Below are 19,242 nucleotides of genomic sequence, written 5' to 3'. Positions count from 1 at the left end.
GTGGGCTCAAGAGCCCTTCGGCGAGGCCCCCGCCCCTACACTGAGGCCGGGCGGACTCCCGGTGGTGGAAGGGCGGTTGACGGTGCGTAAGGCATGGCTGCTCGCGGGCGTCGCGTTCAGCGGGTCCATGGGATTCATGATGCTGCTCGTCGTCGGGACCTTCGTCGCGGCGGGCAGCCTCGCCGACCAGTCCGGGGGCGGTGGGAACGTCGGGCTCGCCAAGGGGGCCGTGCCCGCCTCGTACCAGCCGCTGGTGCAGAAGTGGGGCAATCTCTGCAAGGCCATCAACCCGGCTCTGCTCGCCGCCCAGCTGTATCAGGAGAGCGGGTTCAACCCGCGGGCGCAGAGCCCGGCGGCGGCGCAGGGGATAGCGCAGTTCATCCCCGGGACCTGGGCCTCGCACGGGCTCGACGGCGACGGCGACGGCGACCGGGACGTGTGGGACCCCAAGGACGCCATCCCGTCGGCGGCCTCGTACGACTGCAAGCTCGCCAAGTACGTGAAGGACGCGCCCGGCGATCCGACGAGGAACATGCTCGCCGCGTACAACGCGGGCGCCTACGCCGTGATCAAGTACGGCGGCGTGCCCCCGTACCGCGAGACGCAGAACTACGTCAAGATCATCACGACCCTGGAGAAGAGTTTCGCCCGGCCCATCGACCGCGTGAACCCCTCCCAGCAGGCGGCGGGCGCCATCTACTACGCGCAGAAGAAGCTCGGCACCGAGTACCTGTGGGGTGGCAACGGAACCGCCGACCAGGGCGGCAAGTTCGACTGCTCCGGGCTCACCCTGGCCGCGTACCGCAGTGTCGGCATCACCCTGCCGCGGGTGGCCAACGACCAGTACAACGCCGGGCCGCACCCCAAGCGCGAGGAGCTGCTCCCCGGTGACCTGGTGTTCTTCTCGGACGACCTCAGCAACTCGCGTGCCATCCGGCACGTGGGGATCTACGTGGGCGGCGGCTACATGATCGACGCCCCCCGGCCCGGCGCGGTGATCCGCTTCGACCCGGTCGATACGCCGGACTACTTCGGGGCCACGCGAGTCACCAAAGATGGCGCAAAAGCGATCCCCGAGGAGCCGGTGGAGAAGCTCGTGGAGCGGCCCGGAGGGAAGGCTGAGAAGGCTGAGAAGCCCGGGAAGGCGGAGGAGGGTCCGGCGGAGGAATCGGGGCGGCCCGGGGAGTCGGACGTGGATCCCGAAGGCGGTCCCGCCGAGGAACCTTCCGGTTCGCCCTCGGGAGGGCCCGCCGCCCGCCCCTCGGGGCGGCCTTCGGACGGGGACGTCGAGGCCTGACCCGGCCCCGCGCCACCGCTCGATCCGGTGCTCGTCCGGCCCTCGGGAGGGGGCGCTCCGGTGCTGAGCGGAGGGCGCGCGCACGGCGCGTGCGCCGCCTGAGCTGGCTTGAACCCTCCGTTGAAGCAACCCCCTGAGCTGCGGCGATGAATCTCTCTTCGATAACGTCTGAGTGATCATTCGGTGGAGAGTGGAACGTATGGAAGGGGACCAGGCGTTCCCTTGTCTGGTACGGCACGTACGCGAAGAACAGCGCGGGGAGCACTGAACCAGCGGCACGACTGCACTGACCACGGGGGTTGATGGAAGGGCGCACGACCACGTGCGCTCGCGAGTGAGAAGACAAGGGGCCACAGCATCATGGCTGGACTCGATGATTCCGGGTCGAACCCCGACGTCAGCCTGCTCTACGACATCAACGGCCTGGCCGAGGACGCCCCCGGCTGGCTCGCGCGGACCATGGAGTTCGTCGGTGAGTACGGACTCCTGCTCGCCCTGGTCCTGCTCGTCGTGTGGTGCTGGTGGGGAGCCCGTCGCCGCCCGGTCCTCGACGACGCGGCCTCGTCCGTCGCCGCCGTCGTGTGGGCGCCGCTCGCCGCCGGTATCGCCGTCCTGGTGAACGTGCCGATAAGGGGCTTCGTGGAACGCCCGCGCCCCTTCGAGGACCACCAGGGCCTTGAGGTCCTGGTCGACGGCAAGACCGACTACTCCTTCGTGAGCGACCACGCGACGCTCGCCATGGCCATCGGCGTCGGCCTCTTCGTCGCCAACCGCAAGTTCGGCGTCGCCGGTATCGCGCTCGCCGTCGCCGAGGGTTTCTGCCGGGTCTTCATGGGCGTGCACTACCCCACCGACGTCGTCGGCGGGTTCGCGCTCGGCACGGCGGTCGCGCTGCTGCTCTCGCCGCTCGCCATGGCCCTGCTGACCCCCGTCGCCAAGGCCGTCGCCCGCTCCGGGAGGGCCTCCCGGCTGGTGTGGCGCGGCTCCGGCGAGGTCGAGCCGGTCGCCGCCCTGGCCGAGCAGGAGCCGGCGCCGGGCGCCGACGAGCGGGACCTGGCGGCCTAGCCGGGGGCAACGCCTGCGGAGCCTGGTCCGGGGCAACGCCTACAGAGCCCGGGGCAACGCCTACAGCGCCTGCGGGAACGAGAAGAAGCGCGTCGGGTCGTACGTCTTCTTCAGCTTCTTCAGGCGCGGCGCCGCCTGCCCGTAGTACGCCTCCCGCCAGTTGGTGAGCGTCGGGTCCGCGTAGTTCTGGTACGCCGCCCCGGACGCGTACCGCCGCATCCCGGTGTGGGCCGAGTTCAGCCAGGACTGCGCGGTGCCGCCGGAGGTGCCCGCGCGCCAGGACACGATGTACTGGGCGAGCATCCGCGAGCGCCGGTGGACGAACGCCGTGGCCGTCGGGTCGACGCGGTTGATGGCGCCGCCGAGCGCGGTCAGGGCGATGCTGCCCGCGGTGCCGCGCTCGCCCCGCACACCCTCGATCTGGTGGAGCAGCGCGCGGATGCCCGCGCTGGAGAGGGAGCGGTCGAAGAAGTCGGAGCGGGCCGCGTACGTCTCCCGGCCGAGCGCGCCGCTCGGCGTGCGGCCCGGCGTCGAGCCCGGCAGATGGCACTGGGCGTCCGAGGCGAACGACGAGCAGCCCGCGTACACCTCCATGGCCTGCTCGTACGAGCGTCGCTTCAGGGAGACGCTGCGCGCCGGGGAGCCCACCTTGTCGGCGAGGCGGTCGACGGCGTTCTGCAGCGAGCCGTAGGTGCCGAGGGAGAACGCGGCGACGGAGATGGTGGGCGTGCCGCCCGGCACCGCCGCGAGGTGCGCCGACGACCAGATCTCGTCCGGCTGCGAAGGTCCCCACTCCTGCCAGGCCTTGAGGACGGCGGCGGCCTTCGACCAGGGCCAGGTCAGATACGCGGAGACGGCCTGCGGGGCGGGGTGGGTGCGGAAGGTCAGCTCGGTGACGATGCCGAACTGGCCGTTGCCCGCGCCGCGCAGCGCCCAGAAGAGATCCTTGTTCTCGCTCCTGCTGGCCCGTATTTGCTTGCCGTCCGCCGTGACGATTGTCGCGCCGGTGAGGCTGTCGCAGGTCAGGCCGTAGGCGCGGGAGACCACGCCGTGGCCGCCGCCGAGGGTGAGGCCGCTGATGCCGACGGTCGGGCAGGAGCCCGCGGGTATGGTGACGCCCTTCGCGGCGAGCGCGCGGTAGACGTCGATGAGCTTGGCGCCGCCGCCGATGGTGGCGGTGGTGCCGCTGGAGCGGACGCGGTTCAGCTTGGAGACGTCGATGACGAGGCGGCCCGTGCCGGAGGACCAACCCGCGTACGAGTGGCCGCCGTTGCGGATGGACACGGGGGTGTCGTGGGCGCGGGCGTAGGCCAGGGTGGTGCGGATGTCGTCGACGCCCGCGACATAGGCGACGGCGGTCGGCTTCAGGTTGTCGAAGCGGGTGTTGTAGAGCTGGCGGGCGGTGGCCCAGGCGGCCTCGTTCGGGCGGATCAGGGTGCCGTCCAGGTCCCGGGCGAGGGCGGCGAGGCTGGCCGGGGCGGAGGCGGCGGCCGTCTTGATGGGCGTGGTGCCGGTGTGCGCCGTTCTCGTCGTGGCGGTGCCGCTCGCCCTGCTGCCGGAGTCCGCGCCGCTGGTGCAGGCGGTGGTGGCCGCCGCGAGTGCGGCGGTCGTCGTTCCGAGGAACGTACGTCGTTGCATGAGGCCCTCCCGTTGCTTCCCGCACAACGAGACGGCGCGGGCGCTTGCGGGGTTCCCGTCGACGGGCGCCGTGAACGTTCCCGTCGCGAACGGTGCCGCCGACGGGCGCCGCGAGCGCGCTACACCGCCTCGGCCATGTGATCGGCGGCGTCCGTGCGGGCCCTGCTGCGCGCTCTTCGGGCCGGGCCGCGCCAGCCACAGGTGCACCGGGCGGCGCAGAACGGGCCGTTCTCGACGGTGGAGGTCCGGTGCGGTTGCGGAGATCGCTGCTCAGCCACCCGACCACGGTACGCCCGCCGGGTGAACCCGTTCCCGCGTGACGACCCCTCGGACCGGTCGTTAGTCGAAACGGCAAGGGGCCGGGTGTTGACGCGGGAAAGGCTGGGGGTCGGCGGGGCGATGGGGCAGCGCGGGCACAAGGGCGGAGCGGCCGCCGCGGGTGCGGCGGCGCTGATGGCGCTGGCCACGGCGTGCGCCGGCGGCGGGGCCGCGGCCAGCGACGACCCGGCGGCGGCCGACCCGGTCGGAGCGGTGCGGGCCGCCCCCGACTCCCTGGTGCGCGCCGGGAGTTCCCGGGCGCGCACCGCCATGGAGATGGCCAGCGGCGGCACCCGCGTGACCGTCATGGGCCGCGGCGGGTACGACTTCCGGCGCCGCGTCGGCCGCCTCGACGTGGTGCTGCCGCAGGACCCCGCCGGTACGTCCGCCGGGCGCAGGCCGCCCGTCACCGAGCTGCTCGCGGGCGGGGACCTGTACATGAAGAACCGGGGCGCGGGCGTGCCCGCCGACAAGTGGGTGCACATCGAGACGGCGTCCCTGTCCGACGGGAACCTCGTCACCGGCGGCGCCACCGACCCGTTCGCCGCGGCCGAACTGCTGCGCGGCGCGGGCGAGGTGACGTATGTGGAGCGGACCCGGCTCGACGGCGTCGACGTGCGGCACTACCGGGGGGTGGTGGATCTGGCCCGGGCCGTGCGGGCGGCCTCGAAGGAGCACCGGCCGGCGCTGCGGGCCGCGGTGGAGAAAGGGTTCAGCAAGGCCGGGGTGCCGTTCGACGCCTACCTCGACGGGCGGGGGCGGCTGCGTGAGGTACGCCACCGCTTCCGGGTCGCGGACGCGACGGTGGCGTCGACGACCTCGCTGTACGGGTACGGGGCGCCGGTGCGGGTGCGGCTCCCCGCGGCCGCCGACATCTTCGTCGGGAAGATCGCCGAGCACTGAGCCGTTGCACGGGTGAGGGGTGGAATATGGTCCGTCCGTGCCATGCGCGGTGCGTAGGCCGCTCCCTACTCTAGGAAGCCGATACCGGCACGAGTTGTGGTCAGGAAGAGGTGGTGAACGTGGCCCCGGTGGGCGGAACGGCAGTTCAGGACCACGTTGCCCTCGCCGAGATCGAGCTGTGCGGAGACCTGATCATCGCGGCGTCCGCCGCGCGCGGTGAGCGGCTCAGCGCCGACCGGATCGACGAGGTGCTCAGGGTCTCCGACGGGGCGGACGGCGGGGCGGCCCGGGACGAGTCCCGGCCCTAGACCCCGGTCGCCGTGTCCGCGGCCGCGCCTCAGGTGCGCAGCATCCTCGCGATGGCCTTCGTCGCCTCCTCGACCTTCGCGTCGATCTCGTCGCCGCCCTTGACCGCCGCGTCCGCGACGCAGTGGCGCAGGTGCTCCTCCAGGAGCTGGAGGGCGAAGGACTGCAGGGCCTTCGTGCCGGCGGAGACCTGGGTGAGTATGTCGATGCAGTAGACGTCCTCCTCGACCATCCGCTGCAGGCCCCTGATCTGGCCCTCGATGCGGCGCAGTCGCTTGAGGTGCTCGTCCTTCTGCTTGTGGTAGCCGTGCGTCTGGTGGGCCTCGCCCGTCGCTGCCGCCTGGTCCTCGCCGGAGGGCGCTTCGGTCGTGGCCGCGGCGGCCGTCTCTGTGGTCGTCATCGCGTCCTCCTGTGCATACCCCTGGTGGGTATAGGGTAGCCGATTCCTCGGGTGGTGTGCTGATCACTGTGCCTGATGGGCGACACTGGGGTCCGGCCGGTTAGCCGTGGCCGGATGATGCGCCTAGCATCAGCCTGACCGCATCCAAAGCACCCCGAGGACCCCACGTGCGATTTCGCCTGACCCCCAGGGAGACGAGCTTCTACGACATGTTCGCCGCATCCGCGGACAACATCGTCACGGGCTCGAAGCTCCTGATGGAACTGCTCGGGGCCGACGCCTCGGCCCGAGCCGAGATCGCTGAGCGTATGCGGGCCGCCGAACACGCGGGGGACGACGCGACGCATGCGATCTTCCACCAGCTGAACTCCTCGTTCATCACGCCGTTCGACCGCGAGGACATCTACTCCCTCGCGTCCTCGCTCGACGACATCATGGACGCCATGGAGGAGGCCGTCGACCTGGTCGTGCTCTACCAGGTCGAGGAGCTCCCCAAGGGTGTGGAGCAGCAGATCGAGGTGCTCGCCCGCGCCGCCGAACTGACGGCCGAGGCCATGCCGCATCTGCGCACCATGGACAACCTCACCGAATACTGGATCGAGGTCAACCGCCTGGAGAACCAGGCCGACCAGATCCACCGCAAGCTGCTCGCCCACCTCTTCAACGGCAAGTACGACGCCATCGAGGTGCTGAAGCTCAAGCAGATCGTCGATGTGCTGGAAGAGGCGGCCGACGCGTTCGAGCACGTCGCCAACACGGTGGAGACCATCGCGGTCAAGGAGTCCTGAGGCACCTCCATGGACACCTTCGCGTTGATCGTGACCATTGGCGTCGCGCTCGGTTTCACGTACACGAATGGCTTTCACGACTCCGCGAACGCCATCGCCACTTCCGTCTCCACGCGGGCGCTTACGCCACGCGCGGCGCTCGCCATGGCCGCGGTCATGAATCTCGCCGGTGCCTTCCTGGGCAGCGGTATCGCCAAGACGGTCAGCGAAGGGCTGATCGAGACGCCGCACGGCACCAAGGGGATGTGGATCCTCTTCGCCGGTCTGGTCGGCGCCATCGTCTGGAACCTCGTCACCTGGTACTTCGGCCTGCCGTCCTCCTCGTCGCACGCGCTGTTCGGCGGTCTGGTGGGCGCGGCGCTCGCGGGCGGCATCGGGGTGATCTGGTCCGGGGTCGTCGAGAAGATCGTCATCCCGATGTTCCTGTCACCCCTTGTCGGCCTGCTGGTCGGCTATCTGGTGATGTGCGCGATCATGTGGATGTTCCGCAAGTCCAACCCGCACAAGGCCAAGCGCGGCTTCCGGATCGCGCAGACCGTCTCGGCGGCCGGCATGGCGCTCGGCCACGGCCTCCAGGACGCGCAGAAGACCATGGGCATCGTGGTGATGGCCCTGGTCATCGCCGATGTCGAGGACGCGGGCGACCCGATCCCGATCTGGGTCAAGATCTCCTGTGCGGTGATGCTGTCGCTCGGTACGTACGCCGGTGGCTGGCGCATCATGCGCACCCTCGGCCGCAAGATCATCGAGCTGGACCCGCCGCAGGGCTTCGCCGCGGAGACCACGGGCGCGGGCATCATGTTCACCACCGCGTTCATGTTCCACGCGCCGATCTCCACGACGCACGTCATCACGTCCGCGATCATGGGTGTGGGTGCGACCAAGCGGGTGAACGCGGTGCGCTGGGGCGTCGCCAAGAACATCATCCTGGGCTGGTTCATCACCATGCCCGCGGCTGCGCTGGTCGCGGCGCTGAGCTTCTGGATCGTGAATCTGGCGTTCCTGTAGGGGCGCGGGATGCGGGAGTGCCCCCGGTCCGGATCGTGGTGATCCGGGCCGGGGGCACTTGTGTGTGCGGTCCTGCTCTCCGCGTACGTCCCTACTTCGCGAAGTACTCGCCGAAGTGGGCGGAGCCGTAGCCGCCGCCGAGGTTGAAGCTCTTGGCGCCGGTGCCGGTCACGCCGGTGGCGTCGGTCTGGAGCTGCCAGACGCGGCCGACGAAGGTGTCCTCGCCCATGCCGCCCACGTACACCTCGGGGGTGCCGTTCTTGTCGCCGTCGACGACGGCGACCGCCTCACCGAAGTGGTCCGACTTCTCCGAGGTGCTGGGGATGCCCTTGGAGTTCTGGGTCAGGACCTTGGCGCCCTTGGTGGTGACGCCGGTCTTGCTGCCGCGCAGCATGGTGACCGACCCGGACACGGCCGTGGCCGGGTCCGTGGCGGACTCCCAGGAGGCGCCGATCAGGAGGTCGCCGTAGCCGTCCTTGTCCAGGTCGCCGATGGTCACGTCGGTGCCCCAGCGGTCGCCCTTCTCGTTGACGCCGGGGACGCCCGGGCTGTCCTGGTCGTAGACGCGGGCGGGCAGGGTCTTGCTGACGCCGTCCGGGCCGCCGTACGTGACGCTGATGCCGCCGTACATCTTGACGTCGGACGCCTGCGGGGTGCCGACGAAGTCCTGGTAGCCGTCGCCGTTCAGGTCGCCGAAGGTGCCGGTGTGGCGGGAGTCGAGTGTGCCGCCGGGGACCAGGCCGTCGCGGGTGCCCTTCAGGACGCGGGCCTCGGATTCCCAGTAGGGCCTGCGGATGGAGCCCGTGACCACCACGTCGTCGATGCCGTCGCCGGTCATGTCGCCGATCTCGGCGCCGCCGAGGGAGAACCCGTCCTCGGCCGCGGTGTCCTTGAAGACGATGTCGGCCGGCTTGCCTGTGGTCCGGCTGATGGGGCCGTACATCATGCCCAGGCCCCACTTGGACTCGCCCTCCCACGGGCCGACCTGGGCGCCGCCGACGATGTCGGCCTTGCCGTCGCCGTTGACGTCGCCGATGCCGTGCCAGGCCGTGCGGAAGGCGGGGGACTCCGCGGAGCTGCCGTCGCCGCCGACGGCCTGGGTGCCGCCGGAGATGCCGTCCTTGCCGCCCCACAGCACGAGCATGTCGCCGCCGTCGCTGATCAGCACGTCGTCGTAGCCGTCGTCGTCGAGGTCGCCGTAGTCGGCCTTGGTGCCCCAGCCGTAGTCCGTCTCCTTGGGCTCGCCCGGGACGCCCGGGGTGGCGCGGCTGATCAGCTGCTGCTTGTCGTGCTTCAGGCCCTCGGCCGAGCCGTAGACGATGGAGACGAGGCCGGCCCGCTTGATGCCGTCGATCTTGGCGCTGGGCGCTCCGACGGCCAGGTCCGGGTAGCCGTCGCCGTTGAAGTCGGCGGCGGGCTTCGTGGCGGCGGCCTTGGCGGGGGCCGCGGGGGCGGCCTGGGCCGGGGCGGTGATGCTCAGCAGGGCCGCGGCACAGGCCGCTGCCGTGAGGTAGGTGGTGCTGCGCAAGATGGGTCCCCCAGGTGGGCGTCAGACCGGGACGGTGTCGCCGGTCATGGTTCCGACGCCGAAGATGACCAACGGGAGAGCCGGATAGTTGGTGTGACGCAGCTAACGGGCCCGCCCCCCGGGAGCCAGGGGGCGGGCCCTTTTCGTCCCTGCGGTGGCACCGCCATGCAGCACCGCGGGGAGTTCTGTCCGGCCGGGAGGCCTAGCCGAAGCGGCCGGAGATGTAGTCCTCGGTCGCCTGGACCGACGGGTTGGAGAAGATGCGCTCCGTCTCGTCGATCTCGATGAGCTTGCCGGGCTGGCCGACGGCCGAGAGGTTGAAGAAGGCCGTGCGGTCCGAGACGCGCGCCGCCTGCTGCATGTTGTGCGTCACGATGACGATCGTGAAGCGCTCCTTCAGCTCGCCGATCAGGTCCTCGATGGCGAGGGTGGAGATCGGGTCGAGCGCCGAGCACGGCTCGTCCATCAGGAGCACCTGCGGCTCGACCGCGATGGCGCGGGCGATGCACAGGCGCTGCTGCTGACCGCCGGAGAGGCCGGAGCCCGGCTTGTTCAGGCGGTCCTTGACCTCGTTCCAGAGGTTGGCGCCCTTGAGGGACTTCTCGACGACGTCGTTCAGCTCGCTCTTCTTGTACGAGCCGTTGAGCTTCAGGCCCGCCGCGACGTTGTCGAAGATCGACATGGTCGGGAAGGGGTTGGGGCGCTGGAAGACCATGCCGATGGTGCGGCGCACGTTCACCGGGTCCACGCCGGAGCCGTACAGGTCGTCGCCGTCGAGGAGCACCTTGCCGTCGACGCGGCCGCCGGGGGTGACCTCGTGCATGCGGTTCAGGGTGCGCAGGAACGTGGACTTGCCGCAGCCGGACGGGCCGATGAAGGCCGTCACGGAGCGCGGCTCCACGGTCATGGAGATGTCTTCGATCGCCTTGTGGGAACCGTAGTAGGCGTTCAGGCCCGATACGTCGATTCGCTTGGCCATGGAGATCACTGCTTCTTTCGAAAGTCTGCTGCGTCGGTCGCTGTATGGCCCCGCTCGGCGCAGCCGAATGCTGTCGCGTCGGAGCCGATGGGTCGCCTCAGCGACCGGTCTTCGGGGCCTTCCAGCGGGCGAGGCCGCGGGCCACGAGGTTGAGGATCATGATGAAGGCGATCAGGGCGAGCGCCGCTGCCCAGGCACGGTCGTAACCGGCGTTCGTGCCGGACGCGTACTGCTGGTAGATGTACAGCGGCAGCGAGCCCTGCGGTCCGTTGAACGGGTCCGTGTTGATGAACGGGTTCGTCCAGACCAGGAGCAGCACGGGCGCGGTCTCGCCGGCGATGCGGGCGACGGCCAGCATGACGCCGGTCGTGATGCCGCCGATCGCGGTGGGCAGGACCACCTTCAGGATGGTGCGCCACTTCGGTACGCCGAGGGCGAGCGATGCCTCGCGCAGCTCGTTCGGGACGAGCTTCAGCATCTCCTCGGTGGAGCGTACGACCACCGGCATCATCAGGATCGAAAGCGCCATGGCGCCGGCCCAGCCGGAGAAGTCGAAGCCCAGGATCAGGATCCAGAAGCTGAGGACGAACAGACCGGCGACGATGGACGGGATGCCCGTCATGACGTCGACGAAGAACGTGACGGCCTTGGCGAGCTTGCCCCGGCCGTACTCGACGAGGTAGATCGCGGTGAGCAGGCCGATCGGCACGGCGATCAGGCAGGCGAGGCCGACCTGCTCCAGGGTGCCGATGATCGCGTGGTAGATGCCGCCACCGGGCTCGTCGTCGGCGACGACGCCCATCGAGTGGCTCAGGAAGTACCCGTCGAAGACCTTCGTGCCGCGCTGGACGGTCTCGAAGATGAGCGAGGCCAGCGGCACGACGGCCAGCAGGAACATGACCCACACCAGCGAGGTGGCGAGGCGGTCCTTGGCCTGGCGGGTGCCCTCGACGGTCGCCGCGAGGAAGTACGAGACGCCGACGAACACGATCGCCGAGATCAGGCCCCACTGGAGGCGGGAGCTGAGGTCGGCCGCGAGGCCGATGCCGCTGCCCACGGCGAGGGAGCCGACGGCGATGACGTAGGGCGCCCAGCGGGGCAGCCGCGCGCCCTGCAGGTCGGAGGGGGCGGGCTTGCCGTCGGGGGTACCGGCGGGCTTGACGGTCGTGGTGCTCATGCGTTGGCCCCCGAGTACTCCTTGCGGCGGGCGATGATCAGCCGGGCCGCGCCGTTGACAAGGAGAGTGATGACGAAGAGGACGAGACCGGAGGCGATGAGGGCGTCCCGGCCGTACTCGCTGGCCTCACTGAACTTGCTGGCGATGTTCTGCGCGAAGGTGCCGCCGCCGTAGTCGAGCACGGAGGCCTGGATCACGAAGGTCGGGGAGAGCACGGTGGCCACGGCGATCGTCTCGCCGAGCGCGCGGCCGAGGCCCAGCATCGAGGCGGAGATGATGCCGGAGCGGCCGAAGGGGAGCACCGACATGCGGATGACCTCCCAGCGCGTGGCGCCGAGGGCGAGCGCGGCCTCCTCGTGCATCTTCGGGACCTGGAGGAAGACCTCGCGGCTCACGTTGGTGATGATCGGCAGGATCATGATCGCGAGCAGGATGCCGACGGTCATCAGGGAGCGCGGGGCGCCGCCCTGGTACTCGAAGATGCCGGTCCAGCCGAAGTAGTCGTCGAGCCAGCTGTAGAGCCCGGTGAGGTTCGGGGCGACCACGAGGGCGCCCCACAGGCCGTACACGATCGAGGGCACGGCGGCCAGCAGGTCGATCACGAAGGCGATGGGGGCGGCGAGCCTGCGCGGCGCGTAGTGCGAGATGAACAGCGCGATGCCGATGGCCACGGGCACGGCGATGGCGAGCGCGATGATCGAGCTCACGATGGTGCCGAAGACCAGGACGGCGATGCCGAAGTAGGGCTTGCCGTCGTGCAGGGAGCCCGCGGGGTCCCACTCGAAGGTGGTGAGGAAGTTGCCCTCGTTGTCCGCGAGCGCGATGGAGGCGCGGTAGGCGAGGAAGGCCGCGACGGCGGCCATGATCAGCAGCAGCGTGATGCCGGAGCCTCGGGAGAGCGCGAGGAAGATCCGGTCACCGGGGCGGGTGGCACCGCGTGCGGCGCGCTTCTGCTCGGTGGTCGTCGGCTTGGCGTCCTCGACGTGCGAGGGCGGGGGAGGCGTGTCGGTGGGTATGTCCATGGGGTTCTCCGGTCTGCGGAGCCGGCCGTACGGTCGGCTCCAGGCGGCGGTGCACCGGACGGCGCGGCCCGCCGGGGAGGCGGGCCGCGCTCAGGTTCAGCTCAGGCCCTTGACGGTCTCGCGGACCTTGGTGATGATCTCGGTCGGCATCGGCGCGTAGGCCTCGTCCTTGAGGACGGACTGGCCGTCCTCGCTGGCGATGTAGTTCAGGAAGGACTTCGTGGTGGCGAGGGTGTCCTTCTTGTTGTTCTTCTCGCAGACGATCTCGTACGTGACCAGGATGATCGGGTACGCGCCCTCGGCCGTGGGCTTGTAGTTCAGCTCCATGGCGAGGTCCTTGCCCTTGCCGACGACCTTGGCCTCGGAGATGGCCTTGGAGGCGTTGTCGACGGTGGCCTTGACCGGCTCCTTGGCGCCCGTCTTGATGTCGACGGTCTTGATGCCCTCCTTGACGTACGACAGCTCCATGTAGGAGATGGCGCCCTCGGTCTGCTTCACCTGCTGGGCCACGCCGGAGGAGCCGCTCGCGGACTGGCCGCCCTTGGCCGCCCAGACCTTGGCGGGCTCGTGCGGCCAGGCGGAGGGCGCGGCGCCCTTCAGGTACTTGGTGAAGTTGTCCGTGGTGCCGGACTCGTCCGAGCGGTGGAAGGCCTGGATCTTGGTGCCGGGGAGCTTGGCGTCGGGGTTGAGCTTCTTGATCGCCTTGTCGTCCCAGGTCTTGATCTTGTCGTTGAAGATGTCGGCGACGGTCTTGGGGTCCAGGACCAGGCTGTCGACGCCGGGGACGTTGTAGCTGATCGCGATCGGGCCGCCGACCATCGGCAGGTCGATGGCCTGGCTGCCCTTGCAGACCTTCTTCGACTCGGCGATCTCCTCCGGCTTCAGGGCCGAGTCGGAGCCCGCGAAGGCGGTCTGGCCCTGGAGGAAGGAGGTGATGCCGGCGCCGGAGCCGTCCGGCTTGTACTGCAGCTGCACTTCCTTGCAGGCCGCGCGGTACTGCTTCACCCAGGCGTCGATCGCGCCCTTCTGCGCGGACGAGCCGGAGGCCATCAGCTGGCCCTTGGCACCCTCGCAGTCGATGTTGCTGTTGGCGGTGGTCTTCTTGCCGCCGTTGCTGCTGCCGTCGTCGTCCGAGCCGCACGCCGTGAGGGCCAGGGCGCCGGAGACGGCGAGAGCACCGAGGGTGAGGGCCCGCCGGTTCATGCGCTGAAGCTTCACTGTCGGGAGTTCCTTCCGGGAGCCGCCGGGCGGCGGCGTGCGAAGTCTGTACGAGTGGCCGTAGGTGGCCGTGGGGCAAAGCTCGCGTTGCCGGGGCGGTCTGTGCGATCGCGCCACGCATCACGTAGGGCCGAAATTAGGCAGATCAGGTGAAGTGACCGATGGCCGTAAATGAACGCGCGGTGAACCTACGAGGACTTTGTGGTTAGGTCACGGTCGTATTACGCGGCGGGGGGCACGACGAGGCGGCGGCACCCCGTGAGTGGGGTGCCGCCGACCTGCGTGTCGTGACTCCACGCGTCCGACCGGGCACTACCGGTATCCGGCGCGGGCCTGTTCCGCACCCTTGCGTCAGGGCTCGTCGACCGGGTGCAGCGTGGTGACCAGGGCGTCCAGGAGCTCCCGGTCGCGGACCTCGGTGAGGCGGGCGCGGGCCTCGGCAGGGGGGAGCCAGCGGACGCGGTCCACCTCGCGGTTCGGCGTGAAGTGGCCGTGGGTGGCCTCGGCGGCCCAGTAGTGGACCACCTTCGGGCGGCCGCCGGTGCGGTAGTGGACCGTGGGCAGGGGCAGGCCCGGGACGCAGTGGTGGCCGGTTTCCTCCCCCACCTCACGCACGGCGCCCTCCAGCGGGGACTCGCCCGGCTTCAGCTTGCCCTTGGGGTGCGACCAGTCGTCGTACTTCGGCCGGTGCACCACGCAGACCTCGAGGCCGCCCGGTACCGGCGCGCGGCGCCACAGCACGCAGCCCGCCGCGCGGATCAGGTCCGGCGGCCTCGTCACGGGGCCGTGACCGCCTCGCGGAGCCAGGCCCGCTGGAAGGCGAACCTCGCCGCCTCTACCTCGTGGCGCTGGTCGGCGTGCAGCACGCCGAGGGCGTACGCGGTGGCCGGGGCGATGCGGGGGGTGCGGGCCGCCGATGCGGCGGCGGCCGCCGCGTCCGCGGCCTCGCGGTGCAGGTCCAGGGCCTGGCCCGCCTGGAGGAGGCGGGGGTCCAGGGGCGCCTCGCCGAGGAGGACCTCCTGGGCGTAGCGGTGCAGGCGCAGCAGCGAGCGGACCTTCAGCCAGGGGGCGTCCTGGGCCTCCGGCGCGGTGTCCGCCGCGAGGCCGTGGACCAGGGCCTCCGCGTTGTACGGGTGGCCCGCCCTGATCAGGGGCAGGGCTGCCACCGCCTCCGCCAGGTGCTGTTCGGCCGTCGCGGCCAGGGGTTTGAGGTCGGCGTCCGGGGCGTCCCGCAGCGGGACCTCGCTGGCGAGTACGGCCACGTTGTCCGCCACCGCGTGGAAGCGGGAGGAGCCGAAGGCCTGGAGCGCGGCGGAGTGGGCCCGGGTGCGGGCCAGGGTGAGCTGGCGCTCCAGGAGCGCGGCGGCCTTGGCTGCGCCTATGGCCAGGGGGCCGGTGGGCTTTTTGGCGGGGCCGGATCCCGGGGTCTGCGCGGGGAGGCCGGGCTGGCGGGGCCGGGACGTTTCGGCACCGTCGGCCTGTGCCTGTGCCTGTGCCCACCCTTCCCCAGGTTCTCGGCTTCGCTCGAACAGGGGAGACCCCAATCGCCCCGCGGAACGCCTGCCCACCGCGGTTGCGGCGGCGGGTGGGAGGTGGCCTGCGGAACGTTTGCCCGCAGCGACCGTGGCGTCCGGGGAGGCCGGGGCCGACGGGCCCGGCAGGGGCGGCGGCGGGGTCGAGAGGCGGTGGAGGGCCGTGAGGAGGCGTTCCAGGCGCGTGGCGTAGGCGTGTTCGCGGGCCAGCGTGCCGGAGAGCCAGGCCAGCTCCGGGCGGAGGGACTCCGTCCACTCCGGGTCGAGGAGGGGCCGGAAGGTGTGCAGCGTGGCGCCGACCCTGCGGGACGCGCGCCGCAGGGCCCGCGCCGCCTCCAGGGACTCCTCGGCGCCCTGCGCGTCCGTGGCGGACTCGCGGTGCAGCCGCAGCGAGCGGAGGAAGTCGGTCGCCTGGTCCTGCAGGTAGACCGACAGCGTCTCGCCCGCCGTCATCTCATGGTGTTGCTGTGCCACGCCGGCGCCTCCGGGCGTCTATGAGCATCTCCTGTACGTTCCGCAGGGGCTGGCCGTCCGGGTCCGTGGCATGCCGCGTCCAGTTGCCGTCCGCCCCCAGGTGCCACGAGGCCGTGGTGTCCGACATGCCGGTCTCAAGGAGCCGGTTCAGGGTCGCCCGGTGCGCCGGGGCCATCACCCTGACCAGGGCCTCGATACGGCGGTCGAGGTTGCGGTGCATCATGTCGGCGCTGCCGATCCACACCTCGGGCTCGCCCCCGTTGCCGAAGGCGAAGATCCGGGAGTGCTCCAGGAAGCGGCCGAGCACGGACCGGACGCGTATGTTCTCGGACAGGCCCGCGACCCCTGGCCGCACCGCGCAGATCCCGCGCACCCACACGTCCACCGTCACCCCGGCCTGCGAGGCCCGGTACAGCGCGTCGATGACGGCCTCGTCCACGATCGAGTTGACCTTGATGCGGACGTAGGCGGGGCGGCCCGCGCGGTGGTGCTGGATCTCCCGGTTGATGCGGGTGATCAGGCCGTCGCGCAGGGACTTGGGGGCGACGAGCAGGCGCCGGTAGGTCTCGCGGCGCGAGTAGCCGGACAGGCGGTTGAAGAGGTCGGAGAGGTCCGCGCCGACTTCCTGGTTGGCGGTGAGCAGCCCCAGGTCCTCGTAGAGGCGGGCGGTCTTGGGGTGGTAGTTGCCGGTGCCCACGTGGGAGTACCGGACAAGGTTGTCACCCTCCTGGCGGACCACGAGCGACAGCTTGCAGTGGGTCTTCAGGCCGACCAGGCCGTACACGACATGGCAGCCCGCCTCCTCCAGCTTGCGCGCCCACTTGATGTTGGCCTGCTCGTCGAAGCGGGCCTTCAGCTCGACCAGGACGAGGACCTGCTTGCCGGACTCGGCGGCGTCGATGAGCGCGTCCACTATCGGGGAGTCGCCCGAGGTGCGGTACAGCGTCTGCTTGATGGCGAGGACGTTCTCGTCGGCGGCGGCCTGTTCCAGGAAGGCCTGCACGGACGTGGAGAACGAGTCGTAGGGGTGGTGCAGGAGCACGTCGTGGTCGCCGCGCAGGGCCGCGAAGATGTCGGGCGCGGACGCCGACTCGACCTCGGCGAGGTCGCGGTGGGTGCCCGCGACGAACTTCGGGTACTTCAGCTCGGGCCGGTCCAGGCCCGCGATGGAGAAGAGGCCGGTGAGGTCGAGGGGGCCCGGCAGCGGGTGCACCTCGGACTCGCCGATCTTCAGCTCCCGCATCAGCAGGTCGAGCACCTTGCGGTCGATGGACTCCTCGACCTCCAGGCGCACCGGCGGCCCGAAGCGGCGCCGCATCAGCTCCTTCTCCAGGGCCTTGAGGAGGTTCTCGGCGTCGTCCTCCTCGACCTCCAGGTCCTCGTTCCTGGTGAGGCGGAACATGTGGTGCTGCTTGATGTTCATGCCCGGGAACAGTTCCTGGAGGTGCTTGGGCGCGGCGATGACGTCCTCTATGGGGACGTAGCGCTGCGGGGACGCCTCAAGGAAGCGGGACAGGAGCGGCGGGACCTTGACGCGCGCGAAGTGCTCGTGTCCCGTGACCGGGTTCTCGATCACCACGGCGAGGTTCAGGGACAGGCCCGAGATGTACGGGAAGGGGTGCGCGGGGTCCACGGCCAGGGGGGTGAGGACCGGGAAGATCCGGTGCATGAAGAGGGTGTAGAGCCGGGACTGCTCCTTGTCGGTCAGCTCGTTCCAGCGCACCACGTGGATGCCCTCGTCGGCGAGCGCCGGGGCGACCTCTTCCTGGTAGCAGGCGGCGTGCCGGGCCATGAGTTCGCGGGAGCGGGACCAGATCAGCTCCAGGACCTCACGGGGCTGCAGGCCTGAGGCCGAACGGGTGGCGACGCCGGTCGCGATGCGCCGCTTCAGGCCCGCCACCCGGACCATGAAGAACTCGTCCAGGTTCGAGGCGAAGATCGCGAGGAAGTTCGCCCGCTCAAGGAGCGGGGTGTTCGGGTCCTCGGCGAGTTCCAGGACGCGTTCGTTGAAGGCGAGCCAGCTGCGCTCCCGGTCCAGGAAGCGGCCCTGTGGCAGCTCCGCGCCGCCGTACCCCGCCTGGGCGTCCTCGTCGTATCCGTCCAGGTCGGCGTCGATGTCGGGGTCCAGATCGGAGACCGTGGCCGCGATGGTGTGCGGCCGGTGGGCGGCCAGGGAGCCGACGGACGGCTGCGCGTGGCGCACCCCGGGGACGTCGGCGTGCTGGCTCTCGGACTGCGCGGTGGGCTCGCTCATGCGCCCATTGTTCCGCGCGCTGCCCGCTCCGGGCGCGCCGAGGGACTCGGGCGCGAGACGGACCTTGCCGTTCTGGCGCGCTCCGTCCGGCGCGGATTCGGGCACGGTGGGGGGCTGCATTGGCTGAGCGTCGCAAGGCTGTCTGAATCAGTGGTTACGCCGACATGACGCCTGGGAGTTCGCATGGATACTCCCAGACGTCTGCACGTGAGGGCGCGCCTCAGGGTGTACGGCGGCGCAGGGCCCGGAAGCAGGCATACACCGCCGTCGCCGCGAGTGCCAGGGCGATCCCGGACTCGACGAGCTGTCCGTGGTGTGTACCGTTCACGACTCCGTGCGGTACATCAGGTCCGTCTCGTGCGTCACGAAGCCGAGGCGCTCGTACACGCTCACCGCCGCCTTGTTGTCCGCGTCGACGTACAGCATCGCCGTCGGCAGCCCGGCCGCCGCGAGGTGCCGCAGGCCGATGGTGGTGAGCGCCTTGCCGAGCCCGCCGCCCTGCGCGCCGGGGCGCACCCCGACGACGTACACCTCGCCGAGCCGCTCCGCCGCGTGCGTCTTCGTCCAGTGGAAGCCGACGAGCTCGCCGTCCGCCTCGCGCTCGGCCAGGAAGAACCCGGCCGGGTCGAACCACGGCTCGGCCTTGCGGTCGTCGAGGTCGCGCTGGGTGAGGGAGCCCTGCTCGGGGTGGTGGGCGAAGGCGTCGGCGTTCACCGCGAGCCACGCGGAGTCGTCCTCGCCGGGGACGAAGGCGCGTACGCGGACACCCTCCGGAAGCACCGGCTCCGGCAGGTCCAGGTCCGCCAACGGGCGCCGCATCTGCCGCAGTTCCCGGAACAGGGTGAGGCCGAGGACCTGGGCCAGGTGGCGCGCCGCGGAGTGCCCGCCGTGCGCCCACACCCGCAGCCGGCGCCCCGACTCCGCGAGCAGCGCGGTGCCGAGCGCCCGTCCGTGCCCGTGCCCGCGGTGCGCCGGGTGCACGACCAGCTCGGCGGCGGGGGCCTCGACGGGGTCGGTGTCCTCCAGCTGGGCGTAGCCGACGAGTTCACCGCCGACAGTGAGCAGCAGATGCCGTACGCCCTCCCGGGTCCCGCCGCGCAACTGCAGCCGCCCCTGCTCGGACACGGCCTGCTGCCCGTCCGTACGAGCCGCCTCCACGAGGAGCCCGAGCACGGCCTCGGCCTGTTCGGCCGTGAGCGCGTCGAGGGTGTCGATCTGGCGGAGGGGGGCGGGGGCCTGGTCGTCAGTCATGGGTCCGAGGGTACGGCGCAGACAAATGGCAACCACCCTGTAACCACCAGGGCCCTGTTGCGCTACGCGCGTTGACCATAGGCT

At 70.8% G+C, this 19,242-nt stretch carries 17 protein-coding genes and 1 pseudogene; 6 read left to right on the top strand and 12 right to left on the bottom strand.

Translation table 11 applies throughout. The features are described 5' to 3' along the window. Nucleotides 1-82 precede the first annotated feature (82 nt). Both ACZ6AA_RS39535 and ACZ6AA_RS39530 read left to right on the top strand, forming a co-directional pair. Nucleotides 83-1,084: pseudogene (locus ACZ6AA_RS39535) on the top strand (C40 family peptidase); the annotation flags it as partial. Nucleotides 1,085-1,657: 573 nt separating this feature from the next. Next, nucleotides 1,658-2,362: a phosphatase PAP2 family protein gene (locus ACZ6AA_RS39530; protein ID WP_468462033.1), complete on the top strand. Its 705-nt coding sequence runs from the start codon at nucleotides 1,658-1,660 to the stop codon at nucleotides 2,360-2,362. A 60-nt stretch (nucleotides 2,363-2,422) separates the two neighbouring features. Here the strand turns inward: ACZ6AA_RS39530 and ACZ6AA_RS39525 are convergent, their stop codons facing one another. Both ACZ6AA_RS39525 and ACZ6AA_RS39520 read right to left on the bottom strand, forming a co-directional pair. After that, entirely contained in the window at nucleotides 2,423-4,000 is a 1,578-nt protein-coding gene (locus tag ACZ6AA_RS39525) for an FAD-binding oxidoreductase (protein ID WP_468462031.1), read from the bottom strand. A 119-nt stretch (nucleotides 4,001-4,119) separates the two neighbouring features. After that, nucleotides 4,120-4,278: a hypothetical protein gene (locus tag ACZ6AA_RS39520; RefSeq protein WP_468483988.1), complete on the bottom strand. Its 159-nt coding sequence runs from the start codon at nucleotides 4,276-4,278 to the stop codon at nucleotides 4,120-4,122. Nucleotides 4,279-4,399: 121 nt separating this feature from the next. Here ACZ6AA_RS39520 and ACZ6AA_RS39515 point away from each other — a divergent pair, with 121 nt between their 5' ends. Together ACZ6AA_RS39515 and ACZ6AA_RS39510 are read left to right on the top strand one after the other, a co-directional pair. Continuing rightward, nucleotides 4,400-5,221, top strand: coding sequence for an SCO4651 family lipoprotein (locus ACZ6AA_RS39515; protein ID WP_471463306.1), 822 nt, complete (start codon nucleotides 4,400-4,402; stop codon nucleotides 5,219-5,221). Between the two features lie 119 nt (nucleotides 5,222-5,340). Beyond that, nucleotides 5,341-5,529: a hypothetical protein gene (locus ACZ6AA_RS39510; protein WP_468462059.1), complete on the top strand. Its 189-nt coding sequence runs from the start codon at nucleotides 5,341-5,343 to the stop codon at nucleotides 5,527-5,529. Between the two features lie 29 nt (nucleotides 5,530-5,558). On the opposite strand, the gene ACZ6AA_RS39505 is transcribed toward ACZ6AA_RS39510, so the two are convergent. Further along, nucleotides 5,559-5,927 carry a metal-sensitive transcriptional regulator gene (locus tag ACZ6AA_RS39505; RefSeq protein WP_468462029.1) on the bottom strand — a complete coding sequence of 123 codons (369 nt, stop codon included), beginning with the start codon at nucleotides 5,925-5,927 and terminating at the stop codon, nucleotides 5,559-5,561. Between the two features lie 167 nt (nucleotides 5,928-6,094). Between ACZ6AA_RS39505 and ACZ6AA_RS39500 the strand changes: the two genes are divergently transcribed. Further along, a complete protein-coding gene (locus ACZ6AA_RS39500; protein ID WP_289949001.1) occupies nucleotides 6,095-6,715 on the top strand; it encodes a DUF47 domain-containing protein in 621 nt (206 codons plus the stop codon). Nucleotides 6,716-6,724: 9 nt separating this feature from the next. Continuing rightward, a complete protein-coding gene (locus ACZ6AA_RS39495; RefSeq protein WP_385718049.1) occupies nucleotides 6,725-7,723 on the top strand; it encodes an inorganic phosphate transporter in 999 nt (332 codons plus the stop codon). Between the two features lie 91 nt (nucleotides 7,724-7,814). Here the strand turns inward: ACZ6AA_RS39495 and ACZ6AA_RS39490 are convergent, their stop codons facing one another. The 9 genes from ACZ6AA_RS39490 to mshD all read right to left on the bottom strand — a co-directional run bounded on the left by ACZ6AA_RS39490 (nucleotide 7,815) and on the right by mshD (nucleotide 19,158). Next, complete coding sequence (locus tag ACZ6AA_RS39490) at nucleotides 7,815-9,251, bottom strand: integrin alpha (protein ID WP_468483989.1); 1,437 nt, start codon at nucleotides 9,249-9,251, stop codon at nucleotides 7,815-7,817. Nucleotides 9,252-9,453: 202 nt separating this feature from the next. Next, complete coding sequence (gene pstB / locus ACZ6AA_RS39485) at nucleotides 9,454-10,230, bottom strand: phosphate ABC transporter ATP-binding protein PstB (protein WP_468462025.1); 777 nt, start codon at nucleotides 10,228-10,230, stop codon at nucleotides 9,454-9,456. Between the two features lie 97 nt (nucleotides 10,231-10,327). Further along, nucleotides 10,328-11,407 (bottom strand): phosphate ABC transporter permease PstA, encoded by a 1,080-nt coding sequence (gene pstA, locus ACZ6AA_RS39480; RefSeq protein WP_468462023.1) that lies wholly within the window; start codon nucleotides 11,405-11,407, stop codon nucleotides 10,328-10,330. Continuing rightward, nucleotides 11,404-12,429 carry a phosphate ABC transporter permease subunit PstC gene (gene pstC, locus ACZ6AA_RS39475; RefSeq protein ID WP_468462021.1) on the bottom strand — a complete coding sequence of 342 codons (1,026 nt, stop codon included), beginning with the start codon at nucleotides 12,427-12,429 and terminating at the stop codon, nucleotides 11,404-11,406. Before pstC ends, pstA begins: the two co-directional genes overlap by 4 nt. Before the next feature lie 96 nt (nucleotides 12,430-12,525). Beyond that, complete coding sequence (gene pstS / locus ACZ6AA_RS39470) at nucleotides 12,526-13,647, bottom strand: phosphate ABC transporter substrate-binding protein PstS (protein ID WP_468462019.1); 1,122 nt, start codon at nucleotides 13,645-13,647, stop codon at nucleotides 12,526-12,528. 351 nt (nucleotides 13,648-13,998) lie between these two features. After that, complete coding sequence (locus tag ACZ6AA_RS39465) at nucleotides 13,999-14,427, bottom strand: NUDIX hydrolase (protein WP_468483990.1); 429 nt, start codon at nucleotides 14,425-14,427, stop codon at nucleotides 13,999-14,001. Further along, nucleotides 14,424-15,653, bottom strand: a complete 1,230-nt coding sequence (locus ACZ6AA_RS39460; protein WP_471463291.1) for a CHAD domain-containing protein — start codon at nucleotides 15,651-15,653, stop codon at nucleotides 14,424-14,426. Before ACZ6AA_RS39460 ends, ACZ6AA_RS39465 begins: the two co-directional genes overlap by 4 nt. Continuing rightward, on the bottom strand, nucleotides 15,634-17,907 hold the full coding sequence (locus ACZ6AA_RS39455; RefSeq protein ID WP_468462057.1) for an RNA degradosome polyphosphate kinase: 2,274 nt from the start codon (nucleotides 17,905-17,907) through the stop codon (nucleotides 15,634-15,636). Before ACZ6AA_RS39455 ends, ACZ6AA_RS39460 begins: the two co-directional genes overlap by 20 nt. 324 nt (nucleotides 17,908-18,231) lie before the next feature. Continuing rightward, complete coding sequence (gene mshD, locus ACZ6AA_RS39450; protein ID WP_468462014.1) at nucleotides 18,232-19,158, bottom strand: mycothiol synthase; 927 nt, start codon at nucleotides 19,156-19,158, stop codon at nucleotides 18,232-18,234. Nucleotides 19,159-19,242 lie beyond the last annotated feature (84 nt).

This window comes from Streptomyces sp. NPDC040610 (assembly GCF_055594065.1).
The sequence above is the reverse complement of the archived record's forward strand: the minus strand, read 5'-3'. Positions and strand labels throughout refer to the sequence as shown.

Coding starts and splice junctions, on each gene's coding strand:
- pstA (WP_468462023.1), bottom strand. CDS start 11,407: ATGAGCACCACGACCGTCAAGCCCGCCGGTACCCCCGACGGCAAGCCC.
- ACZ6AA_RS39525 (WP_468462031.1), bottom strand. CDS start 4,000: ATGCAACGACGTACGTTCCTCGGAACGACGACCGCCGCACTCGCGGCG.
- ACZ6AA_RS39515 (WP_471463306.1), top strand. CDS start 4,400: ATGGGGCAGCGCGGGCACAAGGGCGGAGCGGCCGCCGCGGGTGCGGCG.
- pstB (WP_468462025.1), bottom strand. CDS start 10,230: ATGGCCAAGCGAATCGACGTATCGGGCCTGAACGCCTACTACGGTTCC.
- ACZ6AA_RS39505 (WP_468462029.1), bottom strand. CDS start 5,927: ATGACGACCACAGAGACGGCCGCCGCGGCCACGACCGAAGCGCCCTCC.
- ACZ6AA_RS39455 (WP_468462057.1), bottom strand. CDS start 17,907: ATGAGCGAGCCCACCGCGCAGTCCGAGAGCCAGCACGCCGACGTCCCC.
- pstC (WP_468462021.1), bottom strand. CDS start 12,429: ATGGACATACCCACCGACACGCCTCCCCCGCCCTCGCACGTCGAGGAC.
- ACZ6AA_RS39530 (WP_468462033.1), top strand. CDS start 1,658: ATGGCTGGACTCGATGATTCCGGGTCGAACCCCGACGTCAGCCTGCTC.
- mshD (WP_468462014.1), bottom strand. CDS start 19,158: ATGACTGACGACCAGGCCCCCGCCCCCCTCCGCCAGATCGACACCCTC.
- ACZ6AA_RS39495 (WP_385718049.1), top strand. CDS start 6,725: ATGGACACCTTCGCGTTGATCGTGACCATTGGCGTCGCGCTCGGTTTC.